18 protein-coding genes and 1 tRNA gene are annotated in these 19,440 nt (G+C 32.9%); all 19 read left to right on the top strand.

Annotation, left to right across the window (positions count from 1 at the left end):
• Positions 1-15: 15 nt before the first annotated feature.
• Entirely contained in the window at positions 16-306 is a 291-nt protein-coding gene (locus ACU68Y_RS05625; RefSeq protein WP_002838549.1) for an HU family DNA-binding protein, read from the top strand.
• 69 nt (positions 307-375) lie between these two features.
• Entirely contained in the window at positions 376-870 is a 495-nt protein-coding gene (locus tag ACU68Y_RS05630; RefSeq protein ID WP_446755311.1) for a hypothetical protein, read from the top strand.
• A complete protein-coding gene (locus tag ACU68Y_RS05635) occupies positions 870-1,751 on the top strand; it encodes a YitT family protein (RefSeq protein WP_035111520.1) in 882 nt (293 codons plus the stop codon). Before ACU68Y_RS05630 ends, ACU68Y_RS05635 begins: the two co-directional genes overlap by 1 nt.
• Positions 1,752-1,777: 26 nt before the next feature.
• Entirely contained in the window at positions 1,778-2,977 is a 1,200-nt protein-coding gene (locus ACU68Y_RS05640; protein ID WP_094225514.1) for a diphosphate--fructose-6-phosphate 1-phosphotransferase, read from the top strand.
• Positions 2,978-3,077: 100 nt separating this feature from the next.
• A tRNA-Lys gene (locus tag ACU68Y_RS05645) sits at positions 3,078-3,153 on the top strand.
• A 45-nt stretch (positions 3,154-3,198) separates the two neighbouring features.
• Positions 3,199-4,002: a metallophosphoesterase gene (locus ACU68Y_RS05650; protein ID WP_446755310.1), complete on the top strand. Its 804-nt coding sequence runs from the start codon at positions 3,199-3,201 to the stop codon at positions 4,000-4,002.
• Between the two features lie 102 nt (positions 4,003-4,104).
• Complete coding sequence (locus ACU68Y_RS05655) at positions 4,105-4,389, top strand: isoleucyl-tRNA synthetase (protein WP_316531677.1); 285 nt, start codon at positions 4,105-4,107, stop codon at positions 4,387-4,389.
• Between the two features lie 10 nt (positions 4,390-4,399).
• Entirely contained in the window at positions 4,400-6,844 is a 2,445-nt protein-coding gene (locus tag ACU68Y_RS05660) for a hypothetical protein (protein WP_446755309.1), read from the top strand.
• Complete coding sequence (locus ACU68Y_RS05665; RefSeq protein ID WP_002838543.1) at positions 6,844-7,692, top strand: ABC transporter ATP-binding protein; 849 nt, start codon at positions 6,844-6,846, stop codon at positions 7,690-7,692. The genes ACU68Y_RS05660 and ACU68Y_RS05665 overlap by 1 nt, the downstream gene beginning before the upstream one ends.
• 131 nt (positions 7,693-7,823) lie before the next feature.
• A complete protein-coding gene (rpsL, locus tag ACU68Y_RS05670; RefSeq protein WP_002835374.1) occupies positions 7,824-8,237 on the top strand; it encodes a 30S ribosomal protein S12 in 414 nt (137 codons plus the stop codon).
• A 109-nt stretch (positions 8,238-8,346) separates the two neighbouring features.
• Positions 8,347-8,817 (top strand): 30S ribosomal protein S7, encoded by a 471-nt coding sequence (rpsG, locus tag ACU68Y_RS05675; RefSeq protein WP_002838554.1) that lies wholly within the window; start codon positions 8,347-8,349, stop codon positions 8,815-8,817.
• A 28-nt stretch (positions 8,818-8,845) separates the two neighbouring features.
• Positions 8,846-10,933: an elongation factor G gene (fusA, locus tag ACU68Y_RS05680; RefSeq protein ID WP_446755308.1), complete on the top strand. Its 2,088-nt coding sequence runs from the start codon at positions 8,846-8,848 to the stop codon at positions 10,931-10,933.
• Positions 10,934-10,946: 13 nt separating this feature from the next.
• Positions 10,947-12,140: an elongation factor Tu gene (gene tuf / locus ACU68Y_RS05685; protein ID WP_002842030.1), complete on the top strand. Its 1,194-nt coding sequence runs from the start codon at positions 10,947-10,949 to the stop codon at positions 12,138-12,140.
• A gap of 169 nt (positions 12,141-12,309) precedes the next feature.
• Entirely contained in the window at positions 12,310-12,603 is a 294-nt protein-coding gene (locus ACU68Y_RS05690; protein ID WP_094202581.1) for a hypothetical protein, read from the top strand.
• A 30-nt stretch (positions 12,604-12,633) separates the two neighbouring features.
• On the top strand, positions 12,634-14,973 hold the full coding sequence (locus ACU68Y_RS05695; protein WP_446755307.1) for a hypothetical protein: 2,340 nt from the start codon (positions 12,634-12,636) through the stop codon (positions 14,971-14,973).
• Positions 14,966-15,784 carry an ABC transporter ATP-binding protein gene (locus ACU68Y_RS05700; protein WP_446755306.1) on the top strand — a complete coding sequence of 273 codons (819 nt, stop codon included), beginning with the start codon at positions 14,966-14,968 and terminating at the stop codon, positions 15,782-15,784. Before ACU68Y_RS05695 ends, ACU68Y_RS05700 begins: the two co-directional genes overlap by 8 nt.
• A gap of 84 nt (positions 15,785-15,868) precedes the next feature.
• Entirely contained in the window at positions 15,869-16,786 is a 918-nt protein-coding gene (locus ACU68Y_RS05705) for an AEC family transporter (RefSeq protein ID WP_446755305.1), read from the top strand.
• A gap of 65 nt (positions 16,787-16,851) precedes the next feature.
• A complete protein-coding gene (locus ACU68Y_RS05710) occupies positions 16,852-18,138 on the top strand; it encodes a 2-hydroxycarboxylate transporter family protein (RefSeq protein WP_094202585.1) in 1,287 nt (428 codons plus the stop codon).
• A gap of 129 nt (positions 18,139-18,267) precedes the next feature.
• Complete coding sequence (locus tag ACU68Y_RS05715) at positions 18,268-19,440, top strand: NAD(P)-dependent malic enzyme (protein ID WP_002838642.1); 1,173 nt, start codon at positions 18,268-18,270, stop codon at positions 19,438-19,440.

The following is a 19,440-nucleotide window of genomic DNA, read 5'->3' on the forward strand; positions in this document are numbered from 1 at the left end:
TTTAAGGAGGAAAAGATGAATAAATCTGAATTATTATCAAGCATAGCTAAAAAAAGTGAGCTATCAAAAGTAGAAAGCGAAAGAGCTTTAAACGCATTCATTAAAACTGTTGAAGAAACATTAGCAAAAGGTGAAAAAGTACAATTAGTAGGATTTGGTACATTTGAATCAAGAGAAAGAAAAGCTCGTGAAGGAAGAAACCCAAGAAATCCTGAAGAAAAAATTCAAATTCCTGCATCAAATGCGCCTGTATTTAAAGCTGGTAAATCTTTAAAAGAAGCAGTTAACCAAAAAAAGAGTAAATAGTTTATAAATCAGGCCAATCGGCCTGATTTTTTATTTATTAAATTTTTAATTATCAAAGAAAGATTGATTATGATTTACGATTTTTATATTAACAAAGATATTAAGGATAGATTTAGAATTTTATCGGATGATAAGTTGATTTATTCTGGATATAAAGAAGGAAACAGCACTTCGTTTTTCGATGCGTTTATCGGTTCCAGTTTTGATAAGGGATCGAATTTAGTGTTTTACGATGAAAATGAGGATGTTGTGATGAAGGTTGAGCGTATTTTTTATGAAAACAACAAAAAATACGTAATTAATTCCAAAAATTTAAACTTTACATTAGAATCTGACATGTCTAACACTATTAAATACGACAACGACAAGATGATTGATATTTCTGATTTTAAAAATATTAATGTGCTAGATTTTGGAAACATAGAATTAAACAAGAAAGGTTTCAGCATTTATGAAAAATTTACTTTGGATGTAAAGAATCATGACTACACATTCGTTGTTATTGCTGTAGCTTTGTTTATATGGGATGTATATATTAAAGAAAGATTAGGATTTATAAAATAATGAGTAAAACGGATTTTTTTGTAAAAAATTTTGGTAATAGAAATGAAGCCAAGAAGAAAATCATCTCAATTTTGTTAGCTAATTTATTAGCGGCTGTTGCGATTGACTTTTTCTTCAGTCAAAAAAACTTCTTGAGTGGTGGTTCTACTGGTATTGGATTGTTGGTTCAATATATGACTGGAATTCCTACAGGAGTTACGGTGTTCTTGCTTAATATTCCAATTATGATTATTGGATACAAATACTTAACTAGACAATTTGTAAACTATGCAGCTATTTCTACGATTGTGTTGTCAGTGTATTTGACATTGTTCCATTATCTTCCAAATCCATTTATATTAAAAGATGATATGCTTGTAGCTGTAGTCGGTGGAGCGATAAATGGTACTTCGATGGGTACGCTTTTTAGGTTTGGTACTTGCAGTGGTGGCTTGGATATCATAGCTGCGATTATGAAAAACGAAAAAGATATTTCTATAGGAAATGTACTTATGGCTTGTAATGCAGTAATTATCGCGATAGGTAGTGCCTTGTACGGTATTGACAAGGGATTTTACACTATAATTTCTATGTTTGTAGCTTACAGAGTTTTGGATAAAATAGAATTGGGAATAGGCGAAACAAAACAAGTTTTCGTTATAACTTCTAAAAACGATGAAGTTGCTTCAATTATCATGGAAGATATGAACCGTGGTGTTACTTTCTTGCATGGAGAAGGTGCTTATTTGAATAACGAACAAGAAGTTATTTTCTGCGTATTGAAAAGAGCCCAAGTTGCTTATTTGAAGAAAAAATTGAAGAAGATTGATCCTCGTGCATTTATTACAGTGAATGATGCATATGAAGTATTGGGTAAAGGATTCGAAAGAGAAGAATATTAAGGAGTGGTATTATCAAAAATTTATTAATAGCACAATCAGGTGGGCCAACTTGTGCCATCAATGCGACACTTGCTGGTTGTTACAAAAAAGCAATTGAGCTAGGGTTTGACAATGTTTATGGTGCATTATACGGTGTGCAAGGATTGTTGGATTCCAAAATCATAGATTTGAAAGCACAAATCAAAACAGATGAAGATTTGAACAGATTGAAAATCACTCCAGCAAGTGCATTGGGATCTTGCAGATACAAAGTAGATAGCGAAGAGAAACTTGCCAAAATCGTAGAAATTTTGAAATCATTTAACATTAATTATTTTATCTACATTGGTGGCAATGATTCGATGGACACCGTGTATCAATTATCCAAATACATCGAAAAAATTGGAGAAGATATTCATGTTATGGGCTCTCCGAAAACAATCGACAATGATTTATTTGGAACTGACCATACACCAGGATTTGGTTCTGCAGCGAAGTTTGTAGCAAATTCTGTCTATGAAATAGCAAAAGATGTCGAAATCTACGACTACAGAACTATAACTATTGTTGAAATCATGGGACGATATGCTGGATGGTTAACAGCAGCAGGGGCAATCTCCAAAAAACTTTGTAACCTTGGAGCAGATCTTGTGTATATAAGTGAAGACACATTTGAATTTGATAACCTAGTCAAGGAAATCAATGAAAACTTCAAAAGGACAGATAATATTTTGATTTTAGTAAGTGAAGGTATTAAAGATTCTTCAAATAACTTCATATCCAAAACATCTGGCAAAAAAGACAAGTTCGGCCATGCACAATTGCAAGGACCATCTCACATAATCAGAGATAAATTAAAAGAAATTTACGATATGCCAATTAGAAGTATTGAACTTAACATACTTCAAAGATGTGACATGTCATTTGCATCCAAGACTGATATCGAAGAATCATTCGAAGTTGGAGAATTTTCTGTTGAGTGTGTAGAAAATCATTCAGGTAAAATGGTTGGAATCAAAAGAATTTCCAACAAACCTTACAAGACAGAATTCGAACTTGTCGATATAGAAAAAGTTGCCAACAAAACAAAAATGATAGTTCCAAAATACACAGACAGCCATTTCCAAATCGACGACGAATTTATGGACTACATTCTTCCTTTAATCGAAGGAGAAATCGACGTAGAATACAAAAATGGAATAGCACAATACTTTGCATTCGACAAAGAAGATATTGTGAAATTGTAAAATCAAGAGCAGAGTTTGTAATAATTCTGCTCTTTTTTAAAAATTTGTAAAAAACACTTTACAAAACAATATTATTGTGCTATCATAGAAAGGTAGTCGTGGTTCATTAGCTCAGATGGTAGAGCACCTGACTTTTAATCAGGGTGTCCCGGGTTCGAGTCCCGGATGAGCCACCAATAGCCGAGCTTTTGTTGCTCGGTTTTTTTTATTTGAGGTGAAAAATGTATTTAATTGTATCCGCATTGATATTATTATTTTTATTAATATCAATATCGTACAAAATCAACATAGTACAATACGAAATAAAATCTGAAAAGATTGACCGTGATATGGACATATTATTCTTATCGGATCTTCATTCATGCGATTATGGAATAAATCAAAAGAAATTAATGGATAAAATAAAATCCGTAGATTGTGATGTGATTTTGTTGGGTGGAGATATTGTAGATGACAAATTAAAACCCAAAAAAGCATTTGAATTGCTGGAACAATTGCAACAACTGGGCAAAAAGATATACTACGTTCACGGAAATCACGAAAAAAGAATAGAAAACCTGGTAGAAATAGATGAGACAATCAGAAAATATAATGTACAAATTCTCGGTAATGAAGAAGTGTTCTTATCAAACAATATTAAACTTATCGGAGTGGACGATTCATCGGGAGAAATATTGGAAAACTATGAAAATAAATTAGAAGATTTAGATGAAAAATTAAAACCAGAAAATTTTAATATTTGTTTGATTCACAAACCGGATTATTATTTCAAGAAAAATCTGAAAAATTTCGATTTGATGATTTCAGGTCACACTCACGGTGGACAATGGAGACTTCCTTATATCTTAAATGGAGTTATATCTCCGGGACAAGGTTTGCTTCCAAAGTATGCTGGTGGAATGTATAATGATGGTTATACACTTATAGTGTCACGTGGACTTGCCAAGGAAAAGACCGTAGTTCCAAGGATATTTAATCGACCAGAAATTAACTTGATAAAATTAACAAAAATCAACAATAGTTAAGAAAAGTATACAATGCTTGGAAAACTATTGTTTTTTTATTTTATTGTACTAAAATATAATTAAAGGTAAATAAATTACTTCTTGATAACGAAAGGGGACAATATGAAATATTCAATGAAAAAGCTAATTGCAACAATCGCAGTAGTATTTGTTGTAATAGCTGGACTTAATGCTAGTCTTGTAAATAAATCAGAAACGATTTCTAGTTCAGGGATAGAAGTCGATGATGATTATAAGTACATTTCACTATCACATGAAAATGTAGGAGGAGAAATGGAATATGAAAAATCTGGCTACAAGGGAGTACTGAAGAAATCAATACGTCCAGACTATGAAGAAGAGGGTAGGTTGTATTACAGATACTCTGGGAATTTAAAGAAACAATAAGGAGACAAAAATGTTTATTTACAAACTAAAAAAATTATACAGATACAGGCTGATTCCATTTTTGATTCTATTTTCTATTACTATGGGTGTGGTTGTTTTTTTTCTACATTTTAGAACAACAAACCATGCGTTTGATTTTCTTAATTCAAATGACATCTCCATTTCTAATAATATCAGTTGGGATGAGTTAATCATCAAAAAAACTGATTGGAAGAAAATAACACCAGAAGAACCTGACAAAAAAAGCTACGAAAACCACAAAGCGTACCTAAATGAAGGGAAAAATATACTACAAAACTTGATGAAAGCTCATGGTCTTGATGAAAATTACAAGTACGACAAGTCTAGTTATAATGAAAAGGATATCATAAAGTACACTAATGAATTGGATGCTCTGAATAATAAATACCATACAGACGAGAACATAGATAATCCTAAGGAGCTCAGGAGAGCTGTACTGAATGGAGAAGGCTACATAAATTTCTTGAAAGAGAGAAACTCAGTAGAAGATAAATTGATTGACGAGAATGACAATCATAGTTTCAGCAAAGTGATATTTGATGAAGCTGGTGTGATTTTTGGAGCTGTGCCAATAATTCTACTAGGCTTTCTGATAATTTTCACAATGAGAGAAGATGATATAACCAGCGTAACATCGAATTCCAAAATCAAGGATGTAGCGAACGATTTTGGTATTATTATGTGTATGATTGTGATGTACATTTTCATTTCATTGTTGACAGTATTTGTGGCATCTTTAATAACAGGAAATGGCGTGGGCGATTTATCATATCACTACGATTCTACATTTGTTATTAGAACTGTTCAGGACAGAGTTAGTTCGATACACGAATACTCATACGTTATGAGAACGCCTTTGTCTACATTTTTTAAGAGTGTATTTCCATTTACTTTAATCACTATGGCGTTTGGATTTGCTTTTTCATTTGTTGATAAACTTATACAAAACACCAAAGTTAAATATTTTACTTTGATTTTAATAATGAGTTCGCTATTGGTTGATTTTAATTTCTTCAATCATGCATACAATCCTCTAAGCTTGTTCAAATCATTTTCGATAAAACCAGTGATTGCTACAGTGGTTATGCTTTTGATAACAGCAATAGGTACGATTTTTTTGAACAGGAGAAAAGAATTCACATCACATGATACATACAAAGAGCGAAATGTATTCAGCTTAAAAGGTTCCGTGAAAAACTGTGTATTATCATTTAATGGGTTTTTGATAATGTTTGTAGTGTGTGCTATTTTGGTTGGAAATATCTGTTTACAAAACAATTGGCACAATTTTAATTCAACTCAAATTAAAGAATATAACGATCTTAATTCTGCTTTGGAAAATTTGGCTTATAAGGATATTGATGAGATTAAAGCAAAGTATGGCAATAGCAAAAGAGCAAAAGAAATGATAGATTCTCATTCAGATGAATTGGAATTTTACGAAAATGAGAACAAATACTTCGAAGTTTATGAAAATAGATACAAATCTCCTCAAAAGTTCAACAATTTGAATAAGGAAAGGGTAACTGAATTTAATGCTGGATTTCATAATGGTACAGGTAGTGAGACAACTGGAATGGTGGACGTATTCAACGATTTTGCCCTTGAAGGAGCTTTCTTCAAACAAAAATACATGATAACCAATAACATTATGCCAACCGACAGATATTACATTCCAGAATTGGGAATAGATTATAATCCTTTTGATGTGGATAGTTTCAAAGGAATTTTGTCTAAAATCAACTACTATATTACTCATGGTATATCAGAGAGAACTAATGCTTTTGCGATGTTACATGATTATTTTTATCTCAAATTTAATGTGATTTTAATAATATTTGCGTTACTACTGTTCACATCTACGATTATCAAATCGAATAAGCAGCTTGAACTAAAATCGGTACTTCCAGTAAGTAGAACAAAATCGTACAAGTCAAAAATTATAGAAAGCGTAATATACGCGATTGGTATAAACATCGTTGCAGCATTGATATTATTCTTAGCTGGTGGTATTATGGGTGGATTTGCAGACAGTGATTTTCCAATTATCAACTATATTGTGGACGGTGGAATTATTTACTTAAATGTTGGTCCATTTCTGGTATATATACTAGAATCTTTTACAATAACTGTGTTGTTTACGATATTTATCAGTATGTTTGTAAATGCTATGTACACTACTACTAACAAGCTATTTACGATATTAATATCCATAATTGCATTGATAATTCCATTTACCGCAATTAAATACATGGGAGCAATCGGATCTTTTATTCCATTTAACTATGTGGATTCGGGATTCGTAACTACGGGATTTTTGTCGGCGTTGATAAGACAGAATTCTTACACGATGCTGATAGCAGTTGTAGTTCTAGTGATTAGTTCAATATTGTTTTATGTATTGGGCAGAGTTTCATTTGGCAGGAGGAAATAATGTTAGAAGTAGTAAATATTGAAAAAAGTTACGGAAAGAAAAAGATACTTCACGATATATCTTTTAGTATTGAAAAAGGACAAATCAAAGCGTTAGTTGGACCGAACGGCTCTGGTAAGACTACTTTGATGAATACTATGACCAATCTTTTAAAAAGAGATGGCGGACAAGTTTTGGTAGACGGCAAAGAGTTTAAGGATGAGAAGATTTTTAATCATATTTCTTTTTTCAAAGATGAGAAAATCTTGGATGAAAACTTGTACGGAATGGATTATTTGAACTACATCAAAAATGTCTATAAAAGAACTAAGGATGATGTGGATAGAGTTATAAAAGAGATAGGAATTGAAAGCTTTGTAAAAAGCAAGACTGGTTCGTATTCTTTGGGTATGAAAAAGAAGCTGATGCTCGCGATGGATTTCTTGCCACAAAGAGATATTATATTGCTTGATGAACCACTTTCTGGTCTTGATCCAACTAGTGTTATAAAGATGATGGCTCTTATAAAGAAGAAAGCAAAAGATGGACAGGGAATTTTAATATCCAGTCACTCTTTAAATGATATCGATGAAATCACCAATAATATTTTGTTCTTAAAAGACGGGAAAATTTTGGAAGAAGTTTTGGAAAATGAAAAATTTATTGAGATTATTTCAAACGATAACGAAAAATTATCATCTGTTTTGAAATCAAAGGGTTTTAATATGGACAAAAATATGATAAGCTTAAACAACAATAGTATTAATGATATTTTGTCTATTATTATAGAAAATAATATTGAGATTTTGGATATCAAAAGACGTTCGAAAACTTCTCAAGAAAGATACAAAGAAATTTTCGGAATTTAAAATAAAAATATGTAAAAAATCAAGAATTTGTTTGACATATCATAATGTTAATGATAGAATATACAAGGATAAATAAGAATATCTTGTATATTCTTTTTTTATGCATAAAATAATTTCAGGAGGTGGAAAATTTGCCAACAATTAATCAATTAGTAAGACAAGGAAGAAAATCTAAAACTTACAAGTCTGATTCACCAGCTTTGAGTCGTAACTTCAACAGCATCAAAAAAAGCTATACAGAAGCTAACTCACCTCAAAAAAGAGGCGTATGTACTTCAGTAAGAACTATGACTCCTAAAAAGCCTAACTCAGCACTTCGTAAGGTTGCCAGAGTTCGTTTAACTAATGGTATGGAAGTTTTATCTTACATTCCAGGTATCGGACACAACCTACAAGAACACAGTGTTGTATTAATCAGAGGTGGTAGAGTAAAGGACTTACCAGGGGTAAGATACCACATTGTCAGAGGTGCTTTGGATACTGCAGCTGTTCAAAACAGAATGCAAGGTCGTTCAAAGTACGGTGCTAAGAAACCAAAGAAATAAAACAAAAACAAAAGGTATTAGTGTGAATAAAAGATTTTAATATACATTTATAGCACAGCGATGTAATTCGAGTACCTGAGAAATACTAAATAGTAAGGAGGGAAGCGAAGTGCCAAGAAAAGGACATGTTCAAAAAAGAGAGGTAATGCCAGATCCAGTTTACGATGATAAGACAGTTACTAAGCTTATCAACAACATTATGTTAGACGGAAAAAAAGGTACTGCCCAAAAAATTGTTTATGGTGCTTTTGATATTATCAAAGAAACTACAGGAGAAGAAGCTCTTGAAGTATTCTACAAAGCAATGAACAATATTATGCCTATCTTAGAAGTTAAAACTAGAAGAATAGGTGGAGCTAACTACCAAGTTCCTATCGAAGTTAGACCAGAAAGAAGACAAACTTTAGGTTTGAGATGGTTAACAACTTATACAAGAGCTCGTGGTGAAAAAACTATGGTTGAAAAGTTAGCTAAAGAAATCATGGATGCAGCTAATAACACTGGTGCATCAGTTAAGAAGAGAGAAGACGTACACAAGATGGCTGAAGCTAATAAGGCTTTTGCACATTATAGATACTAATCTATCGGAAAGTAAGTAAGGAGAAAAAATGGCTAGACAAGTTTCATTAAAAGATACAAGAAACATTGGTATAATGGCCCATATTGATGCCGGTAAAACGACAGTTACTGAACGTATTTTATACTATTCAGGTAAAATCCATAAAATTGGGGACACTCACGACGGTGCTGCTCAAATGGACTGGATGGTTCAAGAACAAGAAAGAGGTATTACAATTACTTCTGCAGCAACAACTTGTTTCTGGAAAGGTAACAGAATCAATATCATTGATACACCGGGTCACGTTGACTTCACAGTTGAAGTAGAAAGATCTCTTAGAGTTCTTGACGGTTCAGTTGCTTTATTCGATGCGAAAAGCGGTGTAGAACCACAATCAGAAACTGTTTGGAGACAAGCTGACAAATATGGCGTACCAAGAATTTGCTTCATCAATAAAATGGATGCAACAGGCGCTGATTTCTTTATGTCTGTTGACACTATTAGAGAAAGATTGAGAGCAAATGCTGTACCTATCGAAATTCCTATCGGAGCTGAAGATAAATTCGTAGGTGTAGTTGATCTTATTACAATGAAGGCTAATATCTACAAAAACGAACTAGGAACAGAATTCACTGTTGAAGAAATTCCAAGTGACTTAGTAGAAGTAGCTGAAAAATATAGAGCAGAATTATTAGAAAACATAGCAGAACACGATGAAGAGTTAATGGAAAAATACCTTGAAGGTGAAGAATTAACTGAAGAAGAAATCAAAAGAGCTATAAGAACTGCAACAATTGCTAACGCAATGAACCCAGTACTTTGTGGTTCTGCATATAAGAACAAAGGTGTTCAACCATTATTGGATGCTATCGTTGATTATATGCCAGCACCAATTGATGTACCTGACATTAAAGGTGTGGATCCTCAAACTGATGAACCAACTACAAGAAAATCATCAGATGAAGAACCATTTGCTGCATTAGCATTCAAAATCGCAACTGACCCATACGTTGGTAAACTTGCATTTACAAGAGTTTACTCAGGAACAGTTGAATCAGGAAGCTATGTATACAACTCAACAAAAGGTAAGAGAGAAAGAATTGGTCGTATCTTAATGATGCACGCTAACAAGCGTGAAGAAATCGAAAAAGCATACGCTGGAGACATCGTAGCTATTATCGGTTTAAAAGATACAACAACAGGGGATACTTTATGTGATATGGATAGCGAAGTTATCCTTGAAAACATGGAATTCCCAGATCCAGTAATTTCTGTAGCAATCGAACCAAAAACAAAAGCAAGTCAAGAAAAAATGGGTATTGCTCTTGCAAAACTAGCAGAAGAAGACCCAACATTTAGAACATATACTGACGAAGAAACAGGCGATACTATCATCTCTGGTATGGGTGAACTTCACCTTGAAATTATCGTTGACAGACTTTTACGTGAATTCAAAGTAGAAGCTAACATCGGTAACCCACAAGTTGCTTACAGAGAATCAATAACTCAAGCAGCTGAAGCTCAAGGTAAATATGTTAAACAATCAGGTGGTCGTGGACAATACGGTGATTGTACTCTTAGAGTTGAACCACTTGATAATCCAGAAGAATCAAATGGTATCGAATTTGTTAATGCAATTGTCGGTGGTGCTATTCCAAAAGAATACATCCCATCAGTTCAAGCAGGTGCTGAAGAAGCAGCTCAAACAGGTATCTTAGGTGGATATCCAATGCTTGACATGAAGATTACTCTTTTAGATGGTTCTTACCACGATGTCGACTCATCAGAAATGGCATACAAAATTGCCGGATCTATGGGTTTCAGAGCAGCAGTTGCAAAAGCAAAACCAATCTTATTAGAACCAGCGATGAAAGTTGAAATCACAACTCCAGATGAATATTTGGGAGATGTAATGGGAGACGTTTCATCAAGAAGAGGTAAGATTGACGGTATGAATCCTAAAAATGGTGTACACGTATTAGATGCGTTTATTCCATTGGCAGAAATGTTTGGATATGCAACAGACTTAAGATCAAAAACTCAAGGTCGTGCAACATATTCAATGCAATTCGATCATTATGAACAAGTTCCTAACTCAATATCAGAAGAAGTTATAGGAAAAAAGAATAATAAATAGGAGGCTTATATAAATGAGTAAAGCTAAATTTGAAAGAACAAAACCACATGTTAACATTGGTACAATAGGTCACGTTGACCACGGTAAGACAACATTAACAGCAGCAATCACACTTGTATTAAACAAGAGAATGGGATCAGGAGAATTCGTAGACTACGCTAACATCGACAAAGCACCAGAAGAAAGAGAAAGAGGAATCACAATCAACACTTCTCACGTAGAATATGAAACAGAAAAAAGACACTACGCACACGTAGACTGTCCAGGCCACGCTGACTACGTTAAAAACATGATCACAGGAGCAGCACAAATGGACGGAGCAATCCTAGTAGTAAGTGCAGCAGACGGTCCAATGCCACAAACAAGAGAACACATCTTGTTAGCAAGACAAGTAGGCGTACCAAAAATCGCAGTTTTCTTAAACAAAGAAGACCAAGTTGACGACCCAGAACTAATCGAATTAGTAGAAATGGAAGTACGTGAACTATTAAACGAATATGAATACGAAGGAGACGACACACCAATCGTAGTAGGATCAGCATTAAAAGCACTAGAAGATCCAGACGGAGAATGGGGAGACAAAATCATGAAATTGATGGAAGAAGTTGACGAATGGATCCCAGCTCCAGTAAGAGACGTAGATCACCCATTCCTAATGCCAGTAGAAGACATCTTCACAATCACAGGACGTGGAACAGTAGCTACAGGTAGAGTAGAAAGAGGAAAAGTAAAAGTTGGTGACAACGTAGAAATCGTAGGACTTACAACAGAAAAAAGAACAGTAGTAGTAACAGGTGTAGAAATGTTCAGAAAACAACTTGACGAAGCAGAAGCAGGAGACAACATCGGAGCATTACTAAGAGGTGTACAAAGAGAAGAAATCGAAAGAGGACAAGTATTAGCAGCACCTGGAACAATACACCCACACACAAAATTTGAAGCAGAAGTATACGTATTAACAAAAGACGAAGGTGGAAGACACACACCATTCTTCTCAGGATACAGACCACAATTCTACTTCAGAACAACAGATGTAACAGGAAACATCGAACTAGAAGAAGGCGTAGAAATGGTAATGCCAGGAGATAACGCAAAATTCATAATCGAATTAATCACTCCAATCGCAATCGAAGAAGGACTAAGATTTGCCATCAGAGAAGGCGGTAGAACAGTAGGAGCAGGCGTTGTTTCTAAAATTATCGCATAGTTAAATACTAAGATTAATTAGCTCTCACTTAGGTGAGGGCTATTTTATTTGAAAAAAATATCTATAAAATATATAAAAAAAAAACCGACTAATATTTTAATAAAATAGATTAAAAAATAAAAAAATAGGGTATAAACTAAATAAGAAAAATACGAAAGGGGACTTGAAAATGAAAAAAATTTTATTTATCGTTATGATTGCATGCATGACAGTGGTTTGTACAATAAATGCAAACGTTTCATCGGCTGTTAGTTCGGCAAGTTATTATGAATTAGAAAATGTTGAAGAGAATGAATACGGTGAGAATTTTACTTTTGTGAGGGGAAAATCACCTGTACATTTGAAGTATGAAGATGTGTATAATGACGGTTACAGTGGAAAACTTTACAGACAGAGATTAATTACTATTGATGTAACCAATAATACTGAGACTTGGTATTATTCGGGAGAAATTAGCAAATAATATTTTCTAAATTCAATGAAAGGAGACAATATGTTTGAACTGAAAAAACTTTACAAGGCATTAATATTTCCAGTTGTAGTTATTATTTTTTGTGTATATTCTTATGTGACATTAAACAGCATAAAAAATGAATATACTGATCAAGATTATTCATATTTTATGAAAACTAGGAATAATTTTGAAAACACAATGATGGAATCTTTTGCATTATCAAAATCTTCTGAAAACAAAGAAGAACAGCAGAAATATTTGGATTTTAGCAAGATGAATTTTAACTCTTTGCAATACATAAAACCATTGGAATACGATGTGAGTATGTTGATGGAAGAGACAAAAGTTGCAAAGTATTCTTCAAAAACAGAGCATAATTTCTACAATGAATTATTGAGCCAATATGATGAGATAAAATCATTCAAAAGGCAAAACAACTTAAACAAGTTGCCTAGTTATGGAATGTATAACGAATTGGATTCTTATTTTAATTTGGTTCGTGATGAAATTAACAGATACGGGTTCTACACAACCTCCAACAATTTTAGTTTTTTTAAATCATTTGGTTTCCTAATGGAAAATGTCATGAATGATATTTTCTTGTGTGTGGTTTTTCTGATAGCTGTATTTGCTAGTGAGATGAATTTCAAAAATCTAAAATTAGATATGATTTCAATGAGCTCCAGAAAATTAGTATATGCAAGGCTTGTAAAGTATGTAGTATTCTTTATTATTGTAATATTTTCGATGATTTTGGGCAATATTATTTTCTCTGTAATCAAAGGATTTCCAACAGGAAGTGCGAACGATATGATTTTGAAATCTGTAACAGACCTTAAAATTAATACGCCTATAACAATGAATGTAAACTCAATGGTACTTGCTTTAAAATACATAGGGACGGGATTTTTAATTTACAGCATTGCGATGATTTTGTATGAGATTTTCAGAAGGTACATGAAACAAAGTCTATCAATTATAGCTGTTTTATCGATTTACTGGATAATTTCTTTGATTTCAAGAAAATATGATCTATCGTTTAGTTTAAATAGTTTTCATAATCTTGGTAATGTTTCAATAGTTGTTCCAATTTTATTAGCGCTATTGATTGTATGTTTAATACTAGTTAACAATAACAGATACAAGTTGATTTATTATAATTTTTCTAAAACATACTCCAAAATCAATATCAAAAATATCTTGCAATTGGATTTTGCAAAAATCATGAGAAGCAAATTATATAAGTATTTTGGTGTACTAACTGTAGTGGTAGCTGTGTTTTTCTGTTTTAATACTATAAAATACAAAAACATAAAATCAAGGGATGATTTACAAACTATTGACAGTGAGATTGAAAGTGCAAAGATTAATGTTCACAACAATCCAAAAGACAAAGGATTCAAGCAAACACTAATTAATTTGGAAAATTTTAAAAAATTTTATGTTAACAGAGCTAATAATCCCACAGAATATTACAGTAATATGTTTCTTTATTTGAATTCTAAATGGGGATTTGATGTAGAATGGATAGATCCAAGTACTTCTCGATCTAATGAGAATAGGGTGAATTATTTTATGGATAACAATTTAAAGCCCGATTCAAGTTATAAGCTTGTTAGTAATGAGATTGAACAAAGTTTATTATCAAATAAAAAGCTAAGCTTGTATAAAACAAAACAACATGACCCTACTGAACAAAAAGGACTTATAGGAAATATTATATCTATGTATGAAAATGGGATTATTCCGGCCTTTACGTTGATTATTTGCTTGATATTTACTCTTGAGTTTAAAAAGGAAAGGTCCAATGGAACTTTGAAGTTGGCTTTTGTGAATGAATGGAAAAAAGATGTCTGGAAATCAAAGCAGATTAATTCGTTTGTATTATCTGTCGGAATGTATATTGTGATTTTGGCAATTAGCATGATAATTGGATTATTTAACGGAGGACTTGGGGAGAAGTTGTATCCAGTGTTCTGCTACGATTACAGCTATAACGGCGTGGTAGAGGGTGTGTTCAGGGCATCTAGTGGTTTCATCTTGCCAATGATTTTGATAAATGTTCTGATAATTTTACTTGTGGTTAGTTTTTCAAATATGATGACAACATTAATCAAGAATGAAACTGTGAATATAATTGCTACAACTTCCTTGATTGTTTTGGGAATTATTATTAGCTATTTTGGAACTTTGGGTAAGTTTTTCTTATTAAATCCATTTAGTTCGTTGGATAGTCTGATGATTCTAAAAGGTGGATACAATTATTTGAATAAGTTTAGTTTTTCTAATCCGATTTATAATGTGATAATGATTGTATTTTATATTGTAGTGTTTAATGTGATATCAATGAAAAGGATGAAGGGGGATATTAATGCTTGAGATTAAAGGTCTGAACAAATCTTACGGTGAAAACGAAGTATTAAAGGATTTGAATTTGAAATTAGACAAACCTGGGATATACGCGTTAGTTGGACCAAATGGTATTGGTAAGACTACTCTTATGGATATAATTTCTGATTTGACGAAGTACGATTCAGGTGAGATTAAGGTTAATGATATAGATAATAAAAATCCGGAGATTTTCAAGCATTTATCTTATGCAAGAAGCTTGGATATGCTGTATGATAACTTGACAGGGTTGGATCATTTTATTTTCGCAAAGAACTCACGCCACGTTTCTGATGAAAAGTTTGAAGAAGTATTGGATATTTTTAAAGTTCATAATTTTATGAAGAGGAAAGTTAGCACTTATTCTCTGGGTCAAAAGCAAAAAACTTTGTTGACGTATTTTTTTATGGGAGATTATGATATTTACATTATGGACGAGCCTGTAACGGGATTGGATCCTACTAGCGTTATTTTGTTGAGAAATTATCTTCTGAAATTAAAAGATGATGGCAAGATAGTTGTGTTGTCATCTCATACTTTGTCAGAGGTGGACAAGTTAACAGACGATGTAATGTTTCTGGTGGATAAAAAAATAGCGTTTGAGAATTTGTCTGAGATTTCAAAGGAACAATACAAGGTTGTAACATCCAATAGTGAAAACAAAAAGATCGTCAATATTGTGGGCAAAAATGATTTGGATGATTCTTTGAAGAAATTTATCTCTGATGGTTTAATTATCGATTCGATTGAAAAATCAGATTATACTACAGAGGACAGATACATTGAATTATACACAAAATAATTTGATTTTTTGACAAATAAATAGTATTGTTGTATAGGTAAGTGGTTTCATTTACCTATATTTTTATGTGAAAAAGGTGGTTTTTTGATAGATTATACACAGTTGTATTTGACTATAATTAATTTGTTCTGTTTAATTTTTATTGGGTTTTTGCTGAGAAAATTCAAGATTGTAGATGAGACTACAATGACAGGACTTAACAAGCTGATTTTTAATGTGTTGTTTCCACTTAAAATAATGATGAGTTTTTATAAGGTTGATTTTAGACAAAATCTCAGTGTAAAATATTTTGTTTATTTGAATGTGGTGTTTGTATTTCACATTTTTCTTACTTACTTTTTGGCGAAAATTACCAACAAGGACAAATCTTATGTGGTGCTGGAGGCAAATGCTATGAGTAGAGGTAATTTCATAATAATGTCGTTTCCAATATTGAGTGTTCTGTTTGGAGATGAAGGGATTGTCATGGCTGGAGCTATCACAGGAATTAGTCAGTTTTTCTATAATTTCTACACTGTAAGCCTATACGAAGGATTGGTAGGGGAGAATAATTCTAAGAAAAAGCTGTTCATAAATGTAGTGAAGACACCTTTGATGATTGGGCTTTTCGTAGGAATATTTTTGTATGGAACTAAGGTTAATTTGTTTTTCTTGGAAACTCCTTTGAGAAGTTTGGGGGATATTGCAGGAACCTTGGCTTTGGTGACTATGGGATATGGTTTGAATTTTAGAATAGATTTCAAAGAAATTAAATCAATTATGAAGGTTTCGATTGTAAAACTTTTGGTTCTTCCTTTGACAGGATTATTTATTGGGAAAATTTTCAGTTTGTCTGAAATTCAAAAGGTTGTTGCGTTGATCTTATTTGGTGCTCCTACGGCTGTTAATACTTATGTTTTCGCGAAGAGATACCATCAAGATGATTCATTGGCAGGTTATTATGTTGTGAGCACGACAATTTTGTATTTATTTACTTTGATACTTTTAATTAAGCTGATTTAGTTTGCTTTTTTGTATTTTAAATGAGATAATATAAAATGTAAAAATTTGAAAAAAGGGGGAAAGTTATGGATAAAAAGATTGCAGGTTTAAAAATTCCGTATTTTATAATTGCATGCGTAGTTATTATAGTATCTTTTATATTTGATGTTCTACCAAAAGGTATGGTTGGGGCATTTTTATTTTTGATTGTATTTGGCGAATTATTAAACCTAATCGGAAATCACACACCAATTATTAAAACATATTTGGGCGGTGGAGCTATTGTATCTATATTTTTGGGAGCTGCTATAACTTATTATAAATGGTTACCAGCTGATTCTATCAAAAGTATAAATACTTTTATGACTAAAGGAGGATTCCTTGATTTCTACATCGCAGCTTTGATCACAGGATCAATTCTTGGTATGAATAGAAAGTTGCTTATCAAAGCAGCTATTAGATATTTACCATGTATCTTGGGTTCTGTAATTATGGCATTACTTTTAGTAGGTGGTGTAGGTTTGTTGTTCGGAAAGAGTGTAGGTGAATCTATCGCATACATCGGTATCCCAATTATGGGTGGTGGAATGGGAGCAGGTGCTGTACCTATATCAAAAGTTTTCGAATCAGCATTAAATATTCCATCTGAAACTATTTTGAGTAAACTCGTTCCAGCAGTTGCTTTAGGTAATGCTACGGCAATTGTTGCTGGTGGTTTATTGAACAGACTAGGAAAAGTAAAACCAAACTTAACTGGTAATGGTCAATTAGTTAGAAGCAACGATGATAGTTTGAAAGCTGAAAAGAAAGAAAATATAATCTTAGAAGATGTTAAAGATTATGGCGCTGGTATTGTAATTGCTACAGCATTTTTCACATTTGGTGCAATATTAGCATTTTTATTCGGAAAAGTCGGCATAAAAATTCACTCATATGCTTGGATGATTATTTCTGTAGTTATCGTTAAGGCAGCAGGAGTTGTTCCAGAAAAAATCGAACACGTTGCAGAAGGTTGGTACAATTTCGTAGCCAAAAACTTTACTTCAGCACTTATGCTTGGTATTGGTATGGCATACACTAATTTGGGACAAATCTTTGAAGCATTTACACCAAGCTATGTAATTCTTGTTCTTGCGGTTATTATAGGAGCAATTATAGGTGCAGGTATTGTTGGATATTTCGTAGGATTCTATCCAATTGAAACAGCTATTACAGCCGGATTGTGCATGGCTAACATGGGCGGTACTGGTGATGTTGCTGTGCTTACGGCTGCAGATAGAATGGAACTTATGCCATTTGCACAAATATCTTCTCGTTTGGGAGGGGCGCTAATAATTTTATTGGCATCTGTTTTGGTTCCAATATTTTTCTAAACTAATTGAGGTATTTTAAATAATACCTCTTTTTGTTTGGAATAGTTGGGTTTTAGTGTTAAAATTATATTGTAATAACGAAATTCGACATTTTGTCGAAAGTTATATGAAAATTTATGAGGTGAAAAAATGAATATTGAAGAAATTAAACAAAAAGCTCTTGAACTTCACGAAAAAAATCAAGGAAAATTAGAAGTAGTATCTAAAGTAAAAGTTAATGACGCTATGGATTTGGCATTGGCTTACACTCCTGGTGTTGCTGAACCTTGTAAGAAAATTCACGAAGACAATTCATTAGCATATAAATATACAAATAAAGGAAATATGGTTGCAGTTGTAACTGATGGTTCTGCAGTTTTAGGTTTGGGAAATATTGGCGGAATTGCTGGTATGCCAGTTATGGAAGGTAAATCAGTTTTATTTAAAGAATTCGGTAATGTCGATGCATTCCCAATTTGCTTGAACACTCAAGACACTGAAGAAATAATCAGCACTGTAAAAGCAATTTCTCCTTCATTCGGTGGAATTAACCTTGAAGATATTGCGGCTCCAAGATGTTTCGAAATTGAAAAAAGATTAATTGAAGAATTAGATATACCAGTATTCCACGATGACCAACACGGTACAGCTGTTATAGTATTATCTGCCGTTATCAATGCATTGAGAATTGTTAAGAAAGACATTTCTGATGTAAAAATCGTAATCAGTGGTGCAGGTGCAGCAGGTATTGCAATTTCTAACTTGTTAACATTAGCTGGTGCTAAAAATAATTTAATCTTAAATAGTCGTGGAATTATCGATCCTGATGATGAAAAACTTGACGAAGCTAGAAGAGAAATCGCTAGAACAACTAATCCTAATAAAGTTAAAGGTGATTTGAAAACTGCTATGGAAAATGCGGATATTTTCATCGGAGTTTCTGCTCCTGGAATCTTAACAAAAGAAATGGTAGCTTCAATGAATAACGATGCTATTGTTTTAGCAATGGCTAACCCAGTTCCAGAAATCTATCCTGACGAAGCAAAAGAAGCTGGTGCAAGAGTAGTGGGAACAGGTAGAAGTGATTATCCTAACCAAGTTAACAATGTTTTGGTATTCCCTGGAATATTCAGAGGCGCATTAGATGCAAAAGCAGACAGAATTACTGACGATATGAAATTATCAGCAGCGTATGCAATTGCTCATATGGTTGAACAACCAGTAGAAGAAAGAATTTTACCAGAAGCATTCAACAAAGATGTTGCAAAAAATGTTGCAAATGCAGTTAAAAAATCTTGGGAAGAAAAGAAAGTTATAAAATAG

The organism is Finegoldia sp. P1-F-LS (genome assembly GCF_052932205.1).